This is a genomic window from Bacillus sp. M13(2017), from assembly GCF_002218325.1.
In the GTDB taxonomy this organism is placed as follows: domain Bacteria; phylum Bacillota; class Bacilli; order Bacillales; family Bacillaceae_G; genus Bacillus_A; species Bacillus_A thuringiensis_K.
Genome location: NZ_KZ268521.1, coordinates 15,972 through 34,870, shown reverse-complemented (window position 1 = coordinate 34,870; position 18,899 = coordinate 15,972). Strand labels below are relative to the sequence as shown.

Below are 18,899 nucleotides of genomic sequence, written 5' to 3'. Positions count from 1 at the left end.
ATTCTACAGCCTTTTTTTATTGTGTTCATACGGGACAAATTTCATGACATAAGGTAATAATGTATGCCTAAACGTAAGGAGGATTAAAATGAATAACCTTCCAATTCATGCAAAACTTAAAGTAAATAAGGATACTTTCTTCCTCCCCGATTCAAACGGGGGTGTCTATTTTCGAAATAACGCCAGTTCATTTCGCATGGACGGTGATGGAATTTATGACTGGATTGAAAAATTAATGCCAATGTTTAACGGGAATTATTCTTTAGCAGAAATAACCGATGGCCTCCCTCTCCCCTATCAAAATCGAGTATTTGAAATTGGAGAGATTTTATATGAAAATGGTTTCGTTCGCGATGCAAATCAAGATGCACCTCATGAATTAAACAGTACATTACTCGACAGATATGCTTCACAAATTGAATTTTTAGAAGCTGATTCTCATTCAGGTGCTTTAAAATTTGAAACATACCGCGGAGCAAATGTCCTTGTACTTGGCTCCGGAGATATGCTTACTTCTTTAGTTTCTTCTTTATTAGAATCTGGTTTACCTACATTTCATTACCTCGTTACAGATCGAGATGAAACAAACTATGACAGAATACATGAGCTAATAGAACGTGCATATGAAGTTGATAATAGTGTACTCCTTCAAGAAATCGATACTACAATTGACCGTCCCTTGCATGAAGTATTCGAACCTTTTGATTGGATTTTATATGTTTCTCAAAATGGAGACATTGACGGTTTAAAAACAGTTCACACTATTTGTAGAGAAACGAAAAAGAATTTTATACCAGCTATTTGTTTATCAACACTCGGTATAGCTGGACCTGTCGTAACGGAAAATCGTGATGAATGCTGGGAATCCGCATGGCATCGGCTACATGAAACGACTTTGCAAAATGAAAATTCATCGGATTCCTTCTCACCAATTACATCTGCCATGTTAGCAAATGTAATCGTTTTTGAATTATTTAAACATGTCGCGGATGATTCATATCGTGAAAAAGAATCACAATTCTTTTTATTAAACTATGAAACACTTGAAGGAACGTGGCATCCTTTTATAAAACACCCTCTTGCAACTGATGAAAGTTTTACAATTGATACGATAGAAAATCTTTCTGAAAAACTTGAGCATCGGTCGAACCAACATACTTCAACTGATGTATTCCGATTTTTTGACTCATTAACTTCTAAAGAATCCGGTATATTCCATGTATGGGATGAACAAGATTCATATCAATTACCGTTATCACAGTGCTATATTCAAGTAGCCAATCCACTATCAGATGGCCCAGCTCCCCTTCTGCCTCTTATGACTCGCAGTGGATTGACTCATAATGAAGCACGCCGAGAAGCTGGTTTAACAGGAATTGAAACATATGTAGCAGAAATCATTCACCGCCTTATTCCTGAACATAACGATATCGGTATCGGGGCTGGAGAAACGATGACAGAAGGATTTTACCGGGCACTACAACAACATTTAAACAATAAATTGTATGAGCGGCAATCACATATGCTAGAAGAACTTACAACGATTGATTTAACTGATATTCACGATAAACATTGTAGATTTTATTACGATGCCCTTGCTACAATTCATGAAACACCTAAAATCGCAATGAGCGAAGAGATTCTTAGTTTTCCAGTCGTTTGGGTTGGTATAAATGATAGATGGTACGGTGCATCTAATATTAATATGACGTTAGCGTTACGGAACGCACTACAACTATCACTGCTCCACATTCAAAGTGAAGAGACTCCTTACAGAGCTAATATCTTGCCTGAATCGTCTATTATTTTATATGACACGGATTCTTTTAGAGTGGAAATACAAGCGGAAGAAGACATTCCAAGCGTACAATCTTTACAACTCGCCTTACAACATTTAGAAGAACATAATTTTTACCCATTCGTATTTGATTTAGCAATTGAACCATTTTTGAAAGAAAGCTTAGACGGTGTATACGGAGTATTAATTGCAAAGGAGGACGGTCTATGACTCAAAATATATTGCTTATAGGAGATGGCCTTCTTGCAGACTATGTACATGATCAATTATGCAAACAATATTCCATCATTCGCCAGCATACCCTTACAGAAGAACTTCCTGAAAATATTCATCTCGCTCTCGTATTACATGATGGATCTCCTTCTACTATTCATCATGATGCTGAGCTAATTTTTCGGTCAAAACATATCCCGTGGCTACGTGGTTTTACTTCATTTGGCGAAGGTATTATCGGTCCTTACATTCATCCTCTTGCGCCCGGATGTTCCCATTGTTCTGATGGACGCCGTTTTATCGCTGGCTTTGATCAAAAAGAAATGTGGGAACTACAGCGGAAATATGCCTTTAAAGCAGATAATGTAACGAGGCGTGATGTACGTGCCACCCAAAATGGAATGTTGCAAATGTGCCATATTATTTGCGCAGAAACAGAAAAAATATTAACTCATAACCATTCCTCTTTAGAAAATGAACTTATTTTACTAAACTTACAAACATTACAATGTACGCGGCATTCTTTTCTTCCAGATCCTCTCTGTCCTGTATGTAGTAATTTACCTGATGATACTGCGGATGCGGCGGAAGTTTCTTTACAACCGAGTTTAAAAGTAAGCACCGAAACGTATCGCTGCCGTTCCATTCATGAATTAAACACATTTTTAACAAGAGACTATTTAGATTATCGGGTCGGTATGTTGAACGGCAAAATACAGCATTCTTTATTACCATTCGCTGACGTCATTATAAACATGCCATTAATGTTTGGAAATGAAGGTGTTGCAGGCCGAACTCATTCATTTGCAGTGAGTGAAGCAACTGCCATTTTAGAAGGTTTAGAACGATATTGCGGTATGTCGCCTCGTGGAAAAAAAACAAATGTGCATGGTAGTTTTCATGATTTAGAGGAACATGCACTAAATCCCCTCACACTCGGTGTACATACAAATGAACATTACAATCGTAATAATTTTCCATTTAAACCGTTTGATCCTGATTATGAGCAAAACTGGGTATGGGGATATTCTTTATCACAAAACAGACCGCTTTTAGTTCCTGAATCAATTGCTTATTACAGCCTCGGTCATCGAGATGCTTTCGTGTATGAAACATCAAATGGATGTGCAATTGGCGGTAGTTTAGAAGAAGCGATTTTTCACGGCATTTTAGAAATTGTAGAGCGTGATGCCTTCTTACTCACTTGGTATGCCGAATTACCTCTTCCCCGCCTTGATCTTAATTCAGCAAATGATACAGAATTACAATTAATGATCCAGCGGTTACGTACGATTACCGGATATGAATTATACGCTTTTAATGCGACGATGGAACACGGCATCCCGAGCTTATGGGTAATTGCAAAAAATACGCGTGAAAATGGAATGAACGTTGTTTGTGCGGGAGGCGCTCATTTAGATCCTATTCAAGCCTTAAAAAGCGCCATTCAAGAAATAGCAGGCATGTTACTTATAACAGACGATGAGCTCGAGCACAAAAGAGAATACTACGAAAAATGCTTACAAGATCCTTATTTCGTTAATAAAATGGAAGACCATAGTATGCTGTATGGATTGAAAGAAACGGAAGAACGTCTTCACTTCCTTTTACGAGAAGATGCACCGGTGCAAACGTTCCAAGAAATGAATGTATCACAATCATTTGATATGGATTTAACATCCGATCTCCACCAACTTTTAAATCGTTTGCATCAATCTAATCTGGAAATAATCGTTGTAGATCAAACCGTTCCCCTTATAGAAAAGAACGGACTATACTGTGTAAAAGTTATTATTCCAGGCATGTTACCGATGACGTTCGGACACCATCTTACTCGAGTTACAGGATTGGACCGGGTATATACCGTACCGATGACACTTGGATATACAGACGAACCTTTAACGAATGAAAAATTAAATCCACATCCACATCCGTTTCCATAGTAAAGGAGGGATTTCATGCAGCTAGATACTTTTTTACATCATCTCCATTTCTCTATCGATGAAATTATGCCGAATCATGAGGTGGACTGGAAAGACGCACCGCTTCCTTATAAATTATATCGAAATGTACCTACCATCCCGCTCTCCTTAGAAATCCCGTTATCTTTATCGAACTCTTCTACTACACCTACTCTAAATGAGATTGGTTATTACCTTTGGTATTCATTTGGTGTAACACAATTATGTCAGCTAAATAGCGAGAGAAATGTATTACGTAGATCCATTCCTTCAGGCGGTGCCTTATACCCGAATGAATTGTATATCTATTTAAAGGTTGACGATTATCCAGACGGCATTTACCATTATGACGCCGCACATCACCGACTTATTTTACTTCGCGAAGGAAATTTCGATTCTTATTTAACAGACGCACTCGGTAATCGCTGTAATATACATGATTGTTTCGGTGCTGCATTCGTATCCACTATGTTTTGGAAAAACTTCTTTAAATACAATAACTTTTCATATCGACTTCAAGGATTAGATAGCGGGGTTCTCATTGGACAATTACTAGAATGTGCAAAACAGTTCGGTTATACGAACGGCGTATACTTTCAATTTCTAGACCGTGCACTGAACCATTTACTCGGATTGTCAGAAGGTGAAGAAAGTTTGTATGCCGTTATTCCTTTAAGTACAGAGCCAGAAACTAATTGGTTTCACAATGATTACCGTGAAAATAAAACAGTTACTTCTCATGAGTTGTTGCAACAAATTCCGCCGCTCGCACATGAACATTTCATTCGCTCAAAACATGTAGATGAATATCCGATGATAACAAAAATAAATAAAGCTTCTATGATCGAATCGACAGCACACTTCCAAACACTACATCATGAAGAGCACTATCAACATAATACGTACGCTGTACAGCTACCAAAAGTAGAACGGTTATCGTATGATTTCTTGCAACTTTGCAGAAAACGATATTCTCCTGATGCGGACTTTATTTTAACGAAATGGGATGCAGCTGAGCTCGCTACTTTACTACAAGAAGCGAGTCTCTCCTTCCCCTATTACAACGATCTTGACGGTAAGTATACAAATGAAAATACACGCATCTCCTTATATGGATGTTTTTATAACGTGAAAAATATTAAAAACGGGGCTTACGCTTATAACAGTAAAACACATTCCATACAACCAATTCGATATGGAGACCTTCGCTACCCACTTCAGTCTAGTATGACGATGGATAACGTTAACCTTTTTCAAGTACCACTTTGCTTACATGTAGTCGGAAAGAAAGATTACTATACACGTGCATTAGGCTATAGAGGATACCGCATTCACCAAATGGAAGCAGGTATACGCGTTCATAAACTCATTTTCGCTGCAACTGCTATGGGGATGGGCGGGCATCCGTTACTAAGTTTTGATACAAATTCATGTGATCAATTGTACGGTATTGATGCTGGGAATGAAACATCTCTTATTCAAGTTCCAGTTGGGGCATATCGGGCGCGGAATTGGTTAAAAGGGGCTTTGCATAGTTAAAAGCACGCCAATGGACGGCGTGCTTTTTTACTAGATTAACTTAAAAATACTCTTAATTTGTCTAGCAAATAACCAATTTTTCGTACCGTAGTTATCATTTAAACTATCTAAATTAATAGATTGTCCGTTAGCAAACTTTAATTCTAACGTAGTATTTTTGTCATTTGTTTTTAAATTACTATTGGTAATGGCATCATACTTTAATTTTTCAATCTCAACATATTCGTCTTTTTCTTGTCCAATCACGACATGGTCTTGGAAGAAGAAAAAGACTTCTACTTTTTTACCGAAACAAAATACGTTTTTCGTATAAATTAATGTCGCGTTATCAAGTCCGACACATACTTCTTTCATTTCTTCCACAACGTGTCCAAAGTCTTCTTCATGTCTTGCATTTGATTCAGCAATCCATTCTTCGATTGTTTTCATGTTAATTGCCATACTGCGCCCCCTGGTTCGTTCATTGCTTCGTTTAAAAAATAAATACTATATGAAAATATAAGCGATACGTACGATGTTTTCAAGGGGGCACGGTATATTCAAAATAAAGTGAAACTTTATTTACTCCCTCATTGTAAAAAAAATAGCACTTTAAAAAGTGCTATTTCGCTCTCCTTGCCGCTTGCTGAATTGGGTCCCACACGCTGTTATATGGTGGTGCATAACTTAAGTCGACATCTTCTAAATCATGAATACTCATTTTATTGAAAAGCGCCATCGCAATCACATCAATACGTTTATCTACGCCTTCTTCTCCAATTACTTGTCCACCTAATAATTGTTTCGTGTCAGAACGGTATAGTAATTTTAAGTAAAGTGGTTTCGCATTTGGATAATAGCCTGCCATATTTGTGGAATCTACTTTGACTGTTTTATACGGGATATGTAGTCCTTTTGCTTCTTTTTCATTTAAGCCTGTTCTTGCAAGCGTCAAATTCATAAATTTAATAATGCCTGTACCTAACGTTCCTTTAAAAGCTCTTCGTTTATCCAGCATATTCAGCCCGGCAAGTCGCCCTTGTTTATTTGCAGTTGTTCCAATTGGAATATGGTCATAAATTTCTTTTATCACGTGATAATGTGTCGCGCAATCACCAGCTGCATATACGTCTTGCACATTCGTCTGCATATATGCATTTACCTCGATGGCCCCTTTATGATTTGTACGTATGTTCGTTCCTTCAAGAAAATCAGTATTCGGCTTCACTCCGACAGATACTAAAACAAGATCCGCTTTATACGTACCTTTATCCGTTTCAACTGCTTCTACTCGTTCATTCCCTTTGAACGCTTTTACATTTTCATTCGTTAAAATTTCAATATGATGTTTATCTGCTTCTTTATGTATATACTCCGCCATATCCGCATCATAAATCGTACCGATATGATCATTTCGCTCAATCATTCTTACTTTCTTACCAAGTTCGACGAATGTTTCTGCCATTTCCAGTCCGATTGCACCACCTCCAATAATCGTTACATCTTCAACTTTACTCGTTTCTAGCGTTTTTAATATGCGCTCAGCATCAGGAATTGTTTTTAAAAGATGAACACCTTGTAATTCCCGTCCCTCCCATTCTGGCATAACAGGACGCACTCCAGTCGCAATTAATAATCGATCATATGGAAATTCAAAGACATCTTTCGTCTTCGTATGCTCTGCATACACCATTTTCTTTTCCGTATCTACTTTCGTTACTTCATGACGCACTTTCGCATCAATTCCATATTTCTCACGAAACGTCTTCACGTTGCGCGCGATTAACTTTTCAGTTGAAGCGATAGCACCACTAATGACATACGGTAATCCACACTGAGCGTATGAATAAATTTCACCTTTTTCTAAAGTTACAACATTTGCATTTTCATCGTTTCTAACAATTTGCATAGCTGCACTCATACCAGCTGCATCTCCGCCAATAATGACATAGTTCACTTTACCACTCCTTCTTTTTTACATATTCTTTACGTTTTCCATATTTTATAGAAATAACACCTACTTCCATTGTAAAGAAAGAGAATTTCATCTTCAAATTTGGTGCACAAACTTATGTATGAATAGGTAACTGTCGTGTCTTATAAACAACATGTTTAATATGCTATAACAGTAACTATTGAAAGTAGGTGAAACATACATGTGCGCTGGTCTTCTCGCTCAGTTTCCAGAGGAACCGAAAGAACCGAAAGCCGCCCTCCCGCTTGAACAAGAATTTACCGTTAATGCAACATTATACAGTGCTCGCGCTTGGTTATCAGACAATGATACTTTCTCTCAAACTATTTGGAAAGCCACTCGCTTTGCTTCTGCATCACATGCTGGTAAGTCCATCTTCCCCGTCGGTACTATTAAAGTTGTAAATGTTTCTGATGATACAATAACGGTTACTATATCATCAGAATCAGATGATGCACTCAAAATAGTCGTTCCTCCTCATTCTGAAGCTGCCTTAACGTCTAGTTCTTTATCTGATGTGCAAGCCAGTACATCCGGGGGAGCAAGTAAAGTCACATTTCTCTTTCATATCTTTTTCTCTAGGGATCCTGGTCCAGCTAAATAACGATAGAAAAGGTACAGCAATATACACTGTACCTTTTTCAAGCGCTCTATTCTCTTGATTTGATTAGTTCAATATTATAAGTTTCGATATCTGTTAACGTTCCTGTAAAATAAGGATTTTCTCTATACCAAGACTGTTTTGCAAAATACGCTTGCATATCTTTCGTTTGAAAAATATGGCCATGCCTTGCATATATTTCGTTTCTAGCAATTTTCAACTGCTCTTTCGATAAATATGTTAAATCTGCGCTCGTTAATTTTCGAATATCACTATCAGGAAAGATGAAACCATTATATACATACTCAGTCGTAGGTGGCGGGGTAACATTATAAACAACTGGTTTTTCTGTACTTTTCTTTTGGAATGGAAGATTATAAGACGAGAGTGCCGTTACCGTCTCTACTTTTGTCGTTTCCCGTCCACTTTCTCCATTTCGTTCTAAATAAATCGTCGCACTTCCATCAGTCGCTACAGGCCCCCATGTAATTTCTTCTCCTGCCAGCGCTGTAACTGGTTTTTGATTTACGTACAATGTTGCACCAGGCGCGTTCGTTTGAACTGTAATATATTGACCTTGCAACGTTAAATCTACCGTTACGTTATTTTGGCTTTGTTTCATAAGTACAACCTTTTCCTCACGCAATAGTTTTACGTAGTCATTTTTATATTCTGATTGAAACACTTGATTTCCCGGAAGAAATGGCCCATATTGCTTCTCAAACTTTTTGTCATCTGTCTTATCAATTTCTTTTCCGTTCATTTTTAACGATACGTCTTTTTCATTTGTAAGCAAAGTTGTATAGTACGTCTTCGCTTTCAATTTATAGCGATCAAATATAACGAAATACTTTCCATCTTTCGTTAATGAAAAATCAGCTCTTTCTATTCCGTCCCGTTGTTTTTCACCTTGTCTCAAGTATTCTCTTAATTCATTTACGTAAGATGGATTTTCTTTTATATATGAAAATAGAGGCGTTACGCTCTCTCTCGTTATCATAATCGATGGATCATCTGCCGTAACGATCTCAGCTAATTTCTCTCCGTCTCTCTCTTGTAAAATCGTAATCATCCGGTCTACTTGTGCCACCTGCGTATAATACGACGATCCGTACAAATACAATCCAATAATCGCTATAACAAATAGCGCTAACAGTGTAATGCCAACTTTTACACCACCGCTCATGTTCTTCTTTACTACAGAACGTCCCCTCTTCGTCCCGCAGTTTTGACAAAATTGCACACCATCTTCAAACTGAACTCCGCACTTTGTACATACCTTCATCCAGTCAACCACCTTTTCATTAGAAGCCAGTTATTCCTTGTGTTAAGGCTTGAATTATCGTGCTAATGTAAGACCAAAGTACAATGAATGTTGCAATTCCAATTAAAACATTCGCAATAATAAGTGTGTAAACGAGATCTAATCCGCCATTGGCTAGTTTTAATACGGCTACAGTTATACTAATCCCTATATAAGTTGTAGCTACCGATAATAATATCGGTAAGAAAAAGATTAATAAGAAACTAAAAAGAAAAGAAAGGACTAATATGACAATAGCCGGCGTCGCTATCGTTCCCCATATACCGAATACTTCAAGAAACGAAAAAGATGATTTCATCATCTTACCACTTACAAAAATAATAAATCCGACAAATAAAGTTAAAATTAATAAAAAGAAAAAGACCGTAATAGATTCTCCAAAAAACGTGGGAGTAGATATATCTGGTGCAAATGTTCTCGTAACTGCTGATGCTGCACTCATCATTCTATAAAAAATACATGCTCCTAAAAAACAAATAAGAATAAGACTTACAATTCCATTTCGCACTTCAATAGCGCCGCTTTTCATAATCGCTGTCGGTGCTTGTAATGCATGTTTAAAAAATTGAAAATAGCCGCTCGCAAACCGCTTCGCTTGTTCTACCGTTTCATTTGGCCCAGTTTTCTTCGCTTGTGCCGCACGTGCTTGTTCCGGCCCTTCTTCTTGACCACTACTTGCCACTACCTCTTCCGTTAACGAATGTCCACAATTCCCGCAAAATTTTGCCTCCGCTGCATTTTCTGTATGACATGACGGACATTTCATTCTCTTATCCCTCCTTAAGCATATACCATATAGGGTGTTACAAGTTCAATATATGACTTTGGACATAAAACATGACTACAAGAAAAAGATTCTGAAATCCTTCTTCCGAAAGAAAATATATGTGCTAGTAATCTTGAAAAAATGCTATTATGAAACAGAATAAATAATATTTTTAACAGATTGGATGACTGGCAATGGAATTGGTAAACTCAATTTTTCAAATACTCCTTACGAGCGTAATCCAATTATTTTCTTTAATTGGCGTTATCATTGTAATTGGATTTCTATTAGGTTATTTAGAATCACTAACACGGATGTATTGGTCGAGGGCTTTCGGAAGAAAAGGATTCCTTTTAACGGCGTGGATTGGTGTTCCGATTCACGAACTTGGACATGCCATTATGTGCGTACTGTTCCGTCATAAAATTGTAGCAACGCAGTTTTTCCCAACAGATACAAGTCAAGGAGCATTAGGTTACGTACAACATCAATACAATCAAAAAAGTGTGTATCAACGAATTGGGAATTTCTTCATTGGCATCGGGCCTATTATTTCTGGTATTACCGCATTAATCCTTTTAATGCGCTATTTCGTACCAGAATCATATTTTTTATTTAATACAACTCTCGAAAAAACGATTGCTTCTACTTCTATTAATGTAGAAATGATCCAAAACATGCTCTTATCGACGTTTGTATTATTGAAAAGCTTATTTACAATCGGCAATTTATTGAATCCTTCCTTTTGGTTATTTTTATTTATCGCCATTTGTATTTCCGCACATATCGCTTTAAGTAAACCAGACATTAAAGGATCAATAGACGGAGTTATCGTCATGTTTATCGTTTTATTTTTATTCAACATCATAGCGGGACTGTTTCAATACGACAGTAACCAGCTAATTGGACAGGTTATGAAATATAATATGTATCTCATTGCGTTTTCTAGTGTAGCACTGCTTTTCTCTTGTATTTCTACACTTGTTAGTTTTTCGTTTTATAAAATAAGAAGAGGGCGTTCTTTTTAAACGCCCTCTTCTTATTAATTATTCCCCTTATAATCACAATGCTCAACCGGAACGCGAGCATGCCCTTCTTCATCGGTACACCATGACTGTGATTGGAATGCAAGAAAGATACCAATCCATTCTTCTTCCTTTTCAAAGTGAATGAGTATTCCTCCGTCTTGCCATATGCCATCATCACCTTGCCATTTTTCTACATTCCCTTGATTCATATGAATATCATGTATACCGTTTCCTGGTTTGAAATGAAAATAGGAATCTGGTGTATTTTCTTCTGGTCCCCATCTTTCACCAAACGCGTAAATAATTGCTTTTTCTTCTATTGCTCGTTTTATATAACGTTCTATTTTTTCATTTAAATCATTATCTGCTCCTGCTTTTTCGGGAGGCAAAGGAATCATTTGATTTGAGTCAAATAAATTTCCTCTTACATAATCTAAAGCTACTTTCGGTTCATTGTTTTTTATTTCTGTAAAACCGAATGGTAATGTCGGTAAAATATGAATCGCCTCTGACTTAATATTGTTACTCGCAAAATATAAAACTTCTGATGGATAACTTTGCGACTTTACGTTAATTGCAATACGATAATCTACTCCTGTCTCGCCCTGTAAATGAACTTGATAATGAGGTGTTTTCCCTTTTCCAATCTTTGATTGTATAACTGTACCTTTTAACACACCGTAGTTTTTTAGGGGCATACATTTCATCTCCTATTCATCTAAAATCGGCAAGGATACCCCCTACTTCAATCGTGTGAAGGGCGATAGCCCAACGATAAGTGGGGGAGGAATTGCCGGCAGATACGGTATGATACGTTAAAAATCCTAAGATTCTGTACCATATCAAGTATCTGAAACTTCCACCTTTCCTCCTACTTTCTCTACTTAAGTTGTTTGCTTTCACTAAAAATCTGTTACAATTTAATTAGTGAAAGGCGGTGAAAATAATGCCTACAATTACTGCAAAAATACAAATCCATGTTTCCGATAATCAAGCTGAAAGTCTAAAGATAACAACGAACGCTTACCGCAAGGCTTGTAATTGGTTATCAAAACACATATTTGAAACAAAGAACCTTAATCAAGTAAATCTCAATAACTTATATTATTCTGATTTGCGAAATCAATTTAGGTTAAAAAGTCAAATGGCTCAATCTGTGATGAAAACTGTAATTGCTCGTTACAAGTCGGCTAAATCAAATGGACATGAATGGTCTTTGATTGACTTCAAACTTGCAGAATATGATTTAGTCTGGAATCGAGATTATTCACTAACCAAAAACCAATTTAGTGTAAACACGCTTGAAGGTCGCCTAAAACTAAATTATGAGCGTAAGGCTATGAAGAAATACTTCAACAGCACTTGGAAATTTGGTACTGCTAAATTAGTGCATAAGTACAAAAAGTGGTTCTTACATATCCCGATGACAAAAGAGTACCAAACATTAGATTTCGCAGATGTAAACAACATCGTTGGTGTTGATTTAGGAATCAACTTCCTTGCAACCACTTATGATAGTCAGGGCAAAACAACCTTCTACAACGGAAATATTGTTAAACATAAGCGTGGTAAATTTAAAGCTACTCGTAAGCAATTACAAACACGACAAACACCATCTTCTCGTAAGAAAATAAAACAAATTGGCTCAAGAGAAAACCGTTATGTAACTGATGTAAACCATCAAATTACAAAGGCACTCGTTGAGGCATACCCTAGAGGTACTATGTTTGTTTTAGAAGACTTAACAGGGGTTCGTTCTGCGACAGAGAAAGTACGAGTGAAAAACCGCTATGTTTCTGTATCTTGGGCTTTCTATCAGTTCCGTCAAATGCTTGAGTATAAAGCTGAATTGAATGGACAAAAGGTAATTGTGGTAGACCCCAAATATACTTCCCAAACTTGCCCTAAGTGCGGAAACATTGAAAAAGCAAATCGTAATAAAAAGCTACACACTTTTAAGTGTAAAAATTGCCAATACCAATCAAATGATGACCGTATTGGTGCGATGAATCTACACCGTAAGGGAATTAAGCATATCAGTGTAGTTACCACAGGAGTATAGCTCTTGTGGTAGGGGCGAAGTCAACCGTCCTTATGCTCCACCATACTAAGGTAGGAGAGCATTGCTCGTTCGTACTACTGGGTAGGAATAAGCGTAGTTGCTCTCTATGAGGGTAGAAGCACTGTCGAACTCCGACAGACGCAAGCCCCCACTTCAAACGACCCGTAAGGGTGTTAAGTGGCGGGTTGTTGACTTAGTAGAAGCTATTCATATTTAAATCATTATCCATTCATAAAAAAAATCCTCCTATGTTAGGAGGATTTTTAATTTCTCAACATATACCAAACAATAACCTCTACCACTACAAGCAAAACCGCACCAAAGATCATTAACGTCGTCTTCTTTAATAGTTCATTTTCACGGTAAGGGATATTACATAAGTAAGCACCTAGTGTAATCCGTGATGGACAAGCGATTGTAGCTACTGATGATGCGGTGTTTTGAAGTGTTGTGACATATTGCCACGGGAGTGCTACGTTTTGTGCGGTTTGCATTTGTAGTTTTATAAACATTGCATTTGATCCTGCGTTACTACCTGTTAAAAATCCACCAATAGCGCCAATAAACGGAGCAACGAAAACGAAAAAGGTTCCAAATGTTTCACCAGCTGTCTTTGCGAGTAATGAATGCATGCCTGATGCACCCATTAGTTCTGAAATGGCGATAAACATTGTCGTCGTAATAGCAAATGGAATCCATTGTTTTATCGTTTGTGAGAGTGATTGTTTAATAATATTAGACGGGATGCGGAAGAAAATAATAGTAAATAAGCAAGTCATACCGAGCCAAAACCCTGGTGAATATAGTAACTCTAGTTTGTAAGAGTATGATTTCAAATCAAGAACCGCATATGATCTGAACAAATCATGTAATGCTGGAACGAGGCGAGAAAGTAAAATACAAACTGTTAGAAATATATAAGGGCTAATAATTTTTATAATGGATACTTCTCTCTCCGTTGCAGCCGCATGTTCTGTTATAAGATTTTGCCCACTTTTTCCTTTTAATTTAATGATAAAAAAGCCAAAGGTAATCGTAACGATAGAACTTAATATCCCGGCTAGTTCAACACTTACGTACGCATTAGAAAGATAGATTCCGAGAGAAAATAATAGAAAGAACCCTACTCCTTCTTTCCACTTTTCTATAACCGCTTGCCAGCCGCCAACAACGTGTAAAGAAAGAATAACGAAGTAAGCAAACATCGGAATACTTAATAGCGCTGTATTTGTGCCAAGTGTTGTAAGAGGCATATTTATTAGCTGCGAACCGATAATCGTACCAGTTGCCATTGCGCCCCATGAACTAGCTAGTAAGCCGATGAATGAGAGTAGTACAGCTTGAAATGGTTTATACCCTAGTGAAAGAAAAATAGGTGCTGCAACCATGAAGCCAATACCGAATCCACTTACTGATTCAATAAGCGGGCAAATGCCAAAACACATAAGCAGCATTTGTAATAAGCGATCCTGAGTAACTGCTTCTAGAAAACGTGCTACTTGATCGATGTACCCCATTTTGTTCATGAGGTGAAATAAAAAAATACCGAAAAATAAAACGTACCCGACAATAAAACAAATTAACCATCCTTTAATCGTTGCGTGCACAGTTTCACTTATCCCTAATTGAAACATTGGCGAGAGTAAAACAATTCCAACAGACACAGCATAAGAAATTAACGAGGACCTTAATGACGTTTGTTTAAATAAAAATAAACAAATGAAAATCATCATAATTGGGATAAGTGCCAACAATATGGCCATGTTATCATCTCTTTTCATTAAAAATACAATTTTTAACTATTATATAACAGATGTCATAATTTTCAATTGCTTTTACAACAGATTCAAAAAAGGAACCAAACGGCTCCTTTTCATTCACTCCCATTTTCTATTATCCTGAAAAACTGTCTGCTTTCCGACTATTTCTTTCAACACAACAAACACAATGTAAGTACATATTGCTTGCAATATAATATTCCAAAATTTCATTAATGTAAATGAATGAATCCGTAGAAATAATTCGTTTAATAATACAATCGAAACGATACTAAATAATTCTATACTAATCGAAAATAGACATATTTCTAAAATAGACTGTTCTTGAATGCGATTTAAATTGGAAAAGATGAATACATACCCTAAAAATAGAGCCATTAACTCTATTTTCGTCATGCTAATGAGCCAAGCGTATAGCGGTACAGTTAAAAATAGATATAGTAGTTTACGTCTTAGCATGCCTTCTCACCCTCTAAATTATATGTATTTTCTGTATATTTTAACATTTATTACGCAAAACAAAAAGAAGAGACTACGCCTCTTCTTTTTGTTTTGTTGCCTGTATTAATTCACATATTTCTTCTCGTTTTTCATTTTCTAACAGCTCAATCACTTTACTTCCAACGACAACACCGTCACATATTGTAACCATTTCTTCTATATGTTCTTTTGTTGAAATGCCGAATCCAGCGACTACTGGTAAGTTGACGTGTGATTTTACTTTTTCTAAGTAACTATGAATCTCCTCTTTAAAGTTTTGACGTACTCCCGTTACGCCCGCTACTGTAACAGCATAAACGAACCCTTCTGATTCACTCGTAATTTTTTCAATTCTTTCAATAGGGCTCGTTACGGTAACGAGTGGAATGAGCGCAATGTTTGCCTCTCGAAGTAACGGCGCAATAATATTTTGTTCTTCATACGGTAAGTCTGGAACAATAATACCATCCACACCGGCCTCTAAGCACTTCTCTACAAATCGTTCTTTTCCGAATGCAAGTACAGGATTTAAATATGTCATAAGAACAAAGGGCATTTGTACTTCTTTCCTTACCTCTGCTAACGCTTGAAAAATGCCTTTTAATGTTACGCCGCTATCTAGCGCTCGCTTTCCTGCTCTTTGAATCGTTGGGCCATCCGCGACTGGATCTGAAAACGGAATACCAATTTCAACGATGCTTGCTCCAGCTTCATCTAGAAAACGAATTCTTTCTTTTAATTTTTCAAGGCCGCCATCTCCGCCCATTACGTACGGAATAACTGCTTTCTTGCCATTTTCAAACGCTGATTTAATTTTTTCTACTCCCATTTTTTACACCTCTCCCATATAACGTTTTATACTCTCTACATCTTTATCACCGCGGCCTGATAAGCAAATAACAAGTCCTTCTTCTTCCTTCATTTTCGGAGCTAATTTTAATGCGTATGCGACAGCATGTGAACTTTCTAACGCTGGGATAATGCCTTCTTTTCTCGTTAATAATTGAAATGCTTCTAATGCTTCTTCGTCTGTTATCGAATGATAAGAAACGCGGCCAATATCTTTTAGCAAACTATGTTCTGGACCAACACCTGGATAATCAAGTCCTGCTGAAATAGAGTGAGCTTCTTGAATTTGCCCTTCTTCATTTTGCAGAAGATACATCATTGATCCGTGTAAAACACCGACGCTTCCTTTCGTTAAAGTTGCTGCATGCTTTTCTGTATGAACGCCTTTTCCAGCTGCTTCTACGCCGTAAAGAGCAACTTCTTCATCGTGTACGAACGGATAAAACATCCCCATCGCATTACTACCACCGCCAATACAAGCAACGACTGCTTCTGGTAACTTTCCTTCTAACGCCTCATATTGTTTTTTCGTTTCATTTCCAATTACACTTTGGAAATCACGGACAATTTGCGGGAATGGATGTGGTCCGAGAACAGATCCCATAATGTAGTGCGTATCATGCACATGTGAAACCCAGTAACGAAGCGCCTCGTTTACCGCATCTTTTAATGTACCGCTACCTGCCGCTACACTTTCTACTTTCGCTCCGAGTAATTCCATTCGGAACACATTTAATTTTTGACGTCTTACATCTTCTTCTCCCATAAAAATGACGCATTCTAATCCGAGAAGAGCACATACAGTAGCTGTTGCAACTCCGTGTTGTCCAGCTCCTGTTTCAGCGACAACTTTTTTCTTGCCCATTCGTACCGCAAGAAGCGCCTGACCAATTGTATTGTTAATTTTATGAGCCCCTGTATGATTCAAATCTTCACGTTTTAAATAAATCTTTGCACCTCCGCAATACTCCGTCATATTCTCAGCGAAATAAAGCGGTGTTTCTCTTCCGACATACGTTTTTAAATAATGATTTAATTCCTTTTGAAATGCTTCATCTTCCATCGCTTCTTTATATGCTTCTTCTAGTTCTAGTACAGATTGCATTAACGTTTCTGGAACGTATCGTCCTCCATATATACCGTAGTGACCTTTTTCATCTGGATATGCGTAATTCATTTGGAACACTCCTTCGCTTTTTTAATAAATTGTTTTATTTTCTCTACATCTTTCTTTCCTTCTGTCTCTACTCCGCTACTTACATCAACCATATATGGTCGAACAGTTTGAATTGCTTCTTCTATATTAAGAGCGTTTAATCCACCAGCTAATATCGTTTTCTCTCGTAATTCTTTTGGCATATACCCAAGTAATTCCCAAGAAAATGTCTTTCCATTTCCTCCGTGAAACTTTTCCTTCGGGCTATCAAATAATATATAATCCGTTTCATACCCTTGGGCGTTTTTCATATCACTCTCTGAAGTTACTCCTAGCGACTTTATAGACGGAATATTCAATCTTCTAATTTGATAATTGTCTTCATCCCCATGTAGTTGTACATGTGTTAACCCGCACTCATCTGCAATTTTCTGGATCACTTCTACTGATTCATTTACGAAAACACCGATTTTTAACACGTTGGGTGGAAGCTCCTGAATGATTTCTTCCGCTCTCTTTGGAGTGATTTTCCGCTTACTTTCTGCAAAAACAAATCCGAGTGCATCTGCTCCGTATTCGCAAGCACGTTTTGCTGTTTCCATATCAGTGATGCCGCAAATTTTCACTTTCATATGTTCACCTTACAATCTTCAAAAAAGGTACGAATAGAAGATGATGTCATAAGTGCTTCTCCAACTAATACACCTTTTGCTCCAGCTCTTTTAACACGGATAATATCCTCTTTTGAATGAATCCCGCTTTCGCTAATCCAAAGTAATTTCTCCTCATTTAATCGTTTTCCAAGCTTTTCTGTTTGGCCTAAATCGACTTCGAATGTTTTTAAATTACGGTTGTTAATACCGATAACGTGCGGATTTAATTCGATTGCAATTTCTAATTCCTCTTCATCATGAACTTCAACAATTGCTTCTAATCTTTTTTCTCGTACATAGCTATATAACTCTTTTAATTTCTCTTTCGTTAAAGCTGCTACAATTAATAAAATAATATCTGCGCCAGCTTCATACGCTCTATCGATTTGAATCTTATCTATTATGAAATCTTTACATAAAAGCGGAATGTTACTTTCTTCTCGTGCTGTTTGTAAATCGTGAAACGATCCTTTAAAAAATTGACCGTCTGTTAAAACAGAAACTGCTCCTGCGCCACATTCTTCGTATGTTTTCACTTGTTTTCGTACATCAACGTGTAAATTGATATCTCCTTTTGATGGTGACGCTCGCTTTACTTCTGCAATAACAGTAAACTGCTGTAATGCTTCTACGAGTGAATGTGTCTTTCTTTTTGCTTTTACTGGTGTATATATTTCACATAACTCCGCAACTTCCTTTTTCTTCTGTTCTACAATTTTATCTAAAATCGTCTCCAC

17 protein-coding genes are annotated in these 18,899 nt (G+C 37.1%); 6 read left to right on the top strand and 11 right to left on the bottom strand.

Translation table 11 applies throughout. The features are described 5' to 3' along the window. Positions 1 to 88: 88 nt before the first annotated feature. Genes CGQ22_RS28990 through CGQ22_RS28980 form a run of 3 tightly spaced genes read left to right on the top strand, consistent with a single transcriptional unit; the run spans position 89 to position 5,511 of the window. Positions 89 to 2,008, top strand: a complete 1,920-nt coding sequence (locus tag CGQ22_RS28990) for a putative thiazole-containing bacteriocin maturation protein (protein WP_001061558.1) — start codon at positions 89 to 91, stop codon at positions 2,006 to 2,008. After that, a complete protein-coding gene (locus CGQ22_RS28985; RefSeq protein ID WP_089149689.1) occupies positions 2,005 to 3,954 on the top strand; it encodes a TOMM precursor leader peptide-binding protein in 1,950 nt (649 codons plus the stop codon). Before CGQ22_RS28990 ends, CGQ22_RS28985 begins: the two co-directional genes overlap by 4 nt. 15 nt (positions 3,955 to 3,969) lie before the next feature. Further along, positions 3,970 to 5,511, top strand: coding sequence for a SagB family peptide dehydrogenase (locus CGQ22_RS28980; protein WP_089149688.1), 1,542 nt, complete (start codon positions 3,970 to 3,972; stop codon positions 5,509 to 5,511). A gap of 30 nt (positions 5,512 to 5,541) precedes the next feature. Here CGQ22_RS28980 and CGQ22_RS28975 read toward each other — a convergent pair whose 3' ends face one another. Both CGQ22_RS28975 and CGQ22_RS28970 read right to left on the bottom strand, forming a co-directional pair. Beyond that, on the bottom strand, positions 5,542 to 5,952 hold the full coding sequence (locus tag CGQ22_RS28975; RefSeq protein ID WP_000996782.1) for a DUF3908 family protein: 411 nt from the start codon (positions 5,950 to 5,952) through the stop codon (positions 5,542 to 5,544). A 160-nt stretch (positions 5,953 to 6,112) separates the two neighbouring features. Then, positions 6,113 to 7,447 carry an FAD-dependent oxidoreductase gene (locus tag CGQ22_RS28970; protein ID WP_089149687.1) on the bottom strand — a complete coding sequence of 445 codons (1,335 nt, stop codon included), beginning with the start codon at positions 7,445 to 7,447 and terminating at the stop codon, positions 6,113 to 6,115. Positions 7,448 to 7,646: 199 nt separating this feature from the next. Here CGQ22_RS28970 and CGQ22_RS28960 point away from each other — a divergent pair, with 199 nt between their 5' ends. Next, a complete protein-coding gene (locus CGQ22_RS28960) occupies positions 7,647 to 8,069 on the top strand; it encodes a hypothetical protein (protein ID WP_042990049.1) in 423 nt (140 codons plus the stop codon). A 46-nt stretch (positions 8,070 to 8,115) separates the two neighbouring features. On the opposite strand, the gene CGQ22_RS28955 is transcribed toward CGQ22_RS28960, so the two are convergent. Both CGQ22_RS28955 and CGQ22_RS28950 read right to left on the bottom strand, forming a co-directional pair. After that, on the bottom strand, positions 8,116 to 9,351 hold the full coding sequence (locus CGQ22_RS28955; protein WP_061883903.1) for a TcaA 3rd/4th domain-containing protein: 1,236 nt from the start codon (positions 9,349 to 9,351) through the stop codon (positions 8,116 to 8,118). 19 nt (positions 9,352 to 9,370) lie between these two features. Beyond that, the gene (locus tag CGQ22_RS28950; RefSeq protein ID WP_046945132.1) at positions 9,371 to 10,156 is read right to left on the bottom strand and encodes a zinc ribbon domain-containing protein; all 786 of its coding nucleotides are present in this window, start codon (positions 10,154 to 10,156) and stop codon (positions 9,371 to 9,373) included. A gap of 194 nt (positions 10,157 to 10,350) precedes the next feature. On the opposite strand from CGQ22_RS28950, the gene CGQ22_RS28945 reads away from it, so the two are divergent. After that, the gene (locus CGQ22_RS28945) at positions 10,351 to 11,184 is read left to right on the top strand and encodes a hypothetical protein (RefSeq protein ID WP_047385758.1); all 834 of its coding nucleotides are present in this window, start codon (positions 10,351 to 10,353) and stop codon (positions 11,182 to 11,184) included. Between the two features lie 14 nt (positions 11,185 to 11,198). Here CGQ22_RS28945 and CGQ22_RS28940 read toward each other — a convergent pair whose 3' ends face one another. Then, entirely contained in the window at positions 11,199 to 11,882 is a 684-nt protein-coding gene (locus CGQ22_RS28940) for a DUF2278 family protein (RefSeq protein WP_074626135.1), read from the bottom strand. A 248-nt stretch (positions 11,883 to 12,130) separates the two neighbouring features. On the opposite strand from CGQ22_RS28940, the gene CGQ22_RS28935 reads away from it, so the two are divergent. Then, on the top strand, positions 12,131 to 13,246 hold the full coding sequence (locus tag CGQ22_RS28935) for an RNA-guided endonuclease InsQ/TnpB family protein (RefSeq protein ID WP_001142359.1): 1,116 nt from the start codon (positions 12,131 to 12,133) through the stop codon (positions 13,244 to 13,246). Positions 13,247 to 13,509: 263 nt separating this feature from the next. On the opposite strand, the gene CGQ22_RS28930 is transcribed toward CGQ22_RS28935, so the two are convergent. The 6 genes from CGQ22_RS28930 to trpC form a co-directional block, all read right to left on the bottom strand. Next, entirely contained in the window at positions 13,510 to 15,009 is a 1,500-nt protein-coding gene (locus CGQ22_RS28930) for an L-lactate permease (protein ID WP_000996243.1), read from the bottom strand. A gap of 114 nt (positions 15,010 to 15,123) precedes the next feature. Continuing rightward, a complete protein-coding gene (locus tag CGQ22_RS28925) occupies positions 15,124 to 15,483 on the bottom strand; it encodes a DUF4029 domain-containing protein (RefSeq protein WP_000946131.1) in 360 nt (119 codons plus the stop codon). A 73-nt stretch (positions 15,484 to 15,556) separates the two neighbouring features. After that, a complete protein-coding gene (trpA, locus tag CGQ22_RS28920; protein WP_086409345.1) occupies positions 15,557 to 16,333 on the bottom strand; it encodes a tryptophan synthase subunit alpha in 777 nt (258 codons plus the stop codon). 3 nt (positions 16,334 to 16,336) lie between these two features. Further along, positions 16,337 to 17,530: a tryptophan synthase subunit beta gene (trpB, locus tag CGQ22_RS28915; protein ID WP_089149686.1), complete on the bottom strand. Its 1,194-nt coding sequence runs from the start codon at positions 17,528 to 17,530 to the stop codon at positions 16,337 to 16,339. Further along, complete coding sequence (locus CGQ22_RS28910) at positions 17,527 to 18,141, bottom strand: phosphoribosylanthranilate isomerase (RefSeq protein WP_089149685.1); 615 nt, start codon at positions 18,139 to 18,141, stop codon at positions 17,527 to 17,529. The genes trpB and CGQ22_RS28910 overlap by 4 nt, the downstream gene beginning before the upstream one ends. Beyond that, positions 18,138 to 18,899: an indole-3-glycerol phosphate synthase TrpC gene (trpC, locus tag CGQ22_RS28905; protein WP_000447789.1), complete on the bottom strand. Its 762-nt coding sequence runs from the start codon at positions 18,897 to 18,899 to the stop codon at positions 18,138 to 18,140. The genes CGQ22_RS28910 and trpC overlap by 4 nt, the downstream gene beginning before the upstream one ends.

Coding starts and splice junctions, on each gene's coding strand:
- CGQ22_RS28990 (WP_001061558.1), top strand. CDS start 89: ATGAATAACCTTCCAATTCATGCAAAACTTAAAGTAAATAAGGATACT.
- CGQ22_RS28985 (WP_089149689.1), top strand. CDS start 2,005: ATGACTCAAAATATATTGCTTATAGGAGATGGCCTTCTTGCAGACTAT.
- CGQ22_RS28980 (WP_089149688.1), top strand. CDS start 3,970: ATGCAGCTAGATACTTTTTTACATCATCTCCATTTCTCTATCGATGAA.
- CGQ22_RS28975 (WP_000996782.1), bottom strand. CDS start 5,952: ATGGCAATTAACATGAAAACAATCGAAGAATGGATTGCTGAATCAAAT.
- CGQ22_RS28960 (WP_042990049.1), top strand. CDS start 7,647: ATGTGCGCTGGTCTTCTCGCTCAGTTTCCAGAGGAACCGAAAGAACCG.
- CGQ22_RS28955 (WP_061883903.1), bottom strand. CDS start 9,351: ATGAAGGTATGTACAAAGTGCGGAGTTCAGTTTGAAGATGGTGTGCAA.
- CGQ22_RS28950 (WP_046945132.1), bottom strand. CDS start 10,156: ATGAAATGTCCGTCATGTCATACAGAAAATGCAGCGGAGGCAAAATTT.
- CGQ22_RS28945 (WP_047385758.1), top strand. CDS start 10,351: ATGGAATTGGTAAACTCAATTTTTCAAATACTCCTTACGAGCGTAATC.
- CGQ22_RS28940 (WP_074626135.1), bottom strand. CDS start 11,882: ATGCCCCTAAAAAACTACGGTGTGTTAAAAGGTACAGTTATACAATCA.
- CGQ22_RS28935 (WP_001142359.1), top strand. CDS start 12,131: ATGCCTACAATTACTGCAAAAATACAAATCCATGTTTCCGATAATCAA.
- CGQ22_RS28930 (WP_000996243.1), bottom strand. CDS start 15,009: ATGGCCATATTGTTGGCACTTATCCCAATTATGATGATTTTCATTTGT.
- CGQ22_RS28925 (WP_000946131.1), bottom strand. CDS start 15,483: ATGCTAAGACGTAAACTACTATATCTATTTTTAACTGTACCGCTATAC.
- trpA (WP_086409345.1), bottom strand. CDS start 16,333: ATGGGAGTAGAAAAAATTAAATCAGCGTTTGAAAATGGCAAGAAAGCA.
- trpB (WP_089149686.1), bottom strand. CDS start 17,530: ATGAATTACGCATATCCAGATGAAAAAGGTCACTACGGTATATATGGA.
- CGQ22_RS28910 (WP_089149685.1), bottom strand. CDS start 18,141: ATGAAAGTGAAAATTTGCGGCATCACTGATATGGAAACAGCAAAACGT.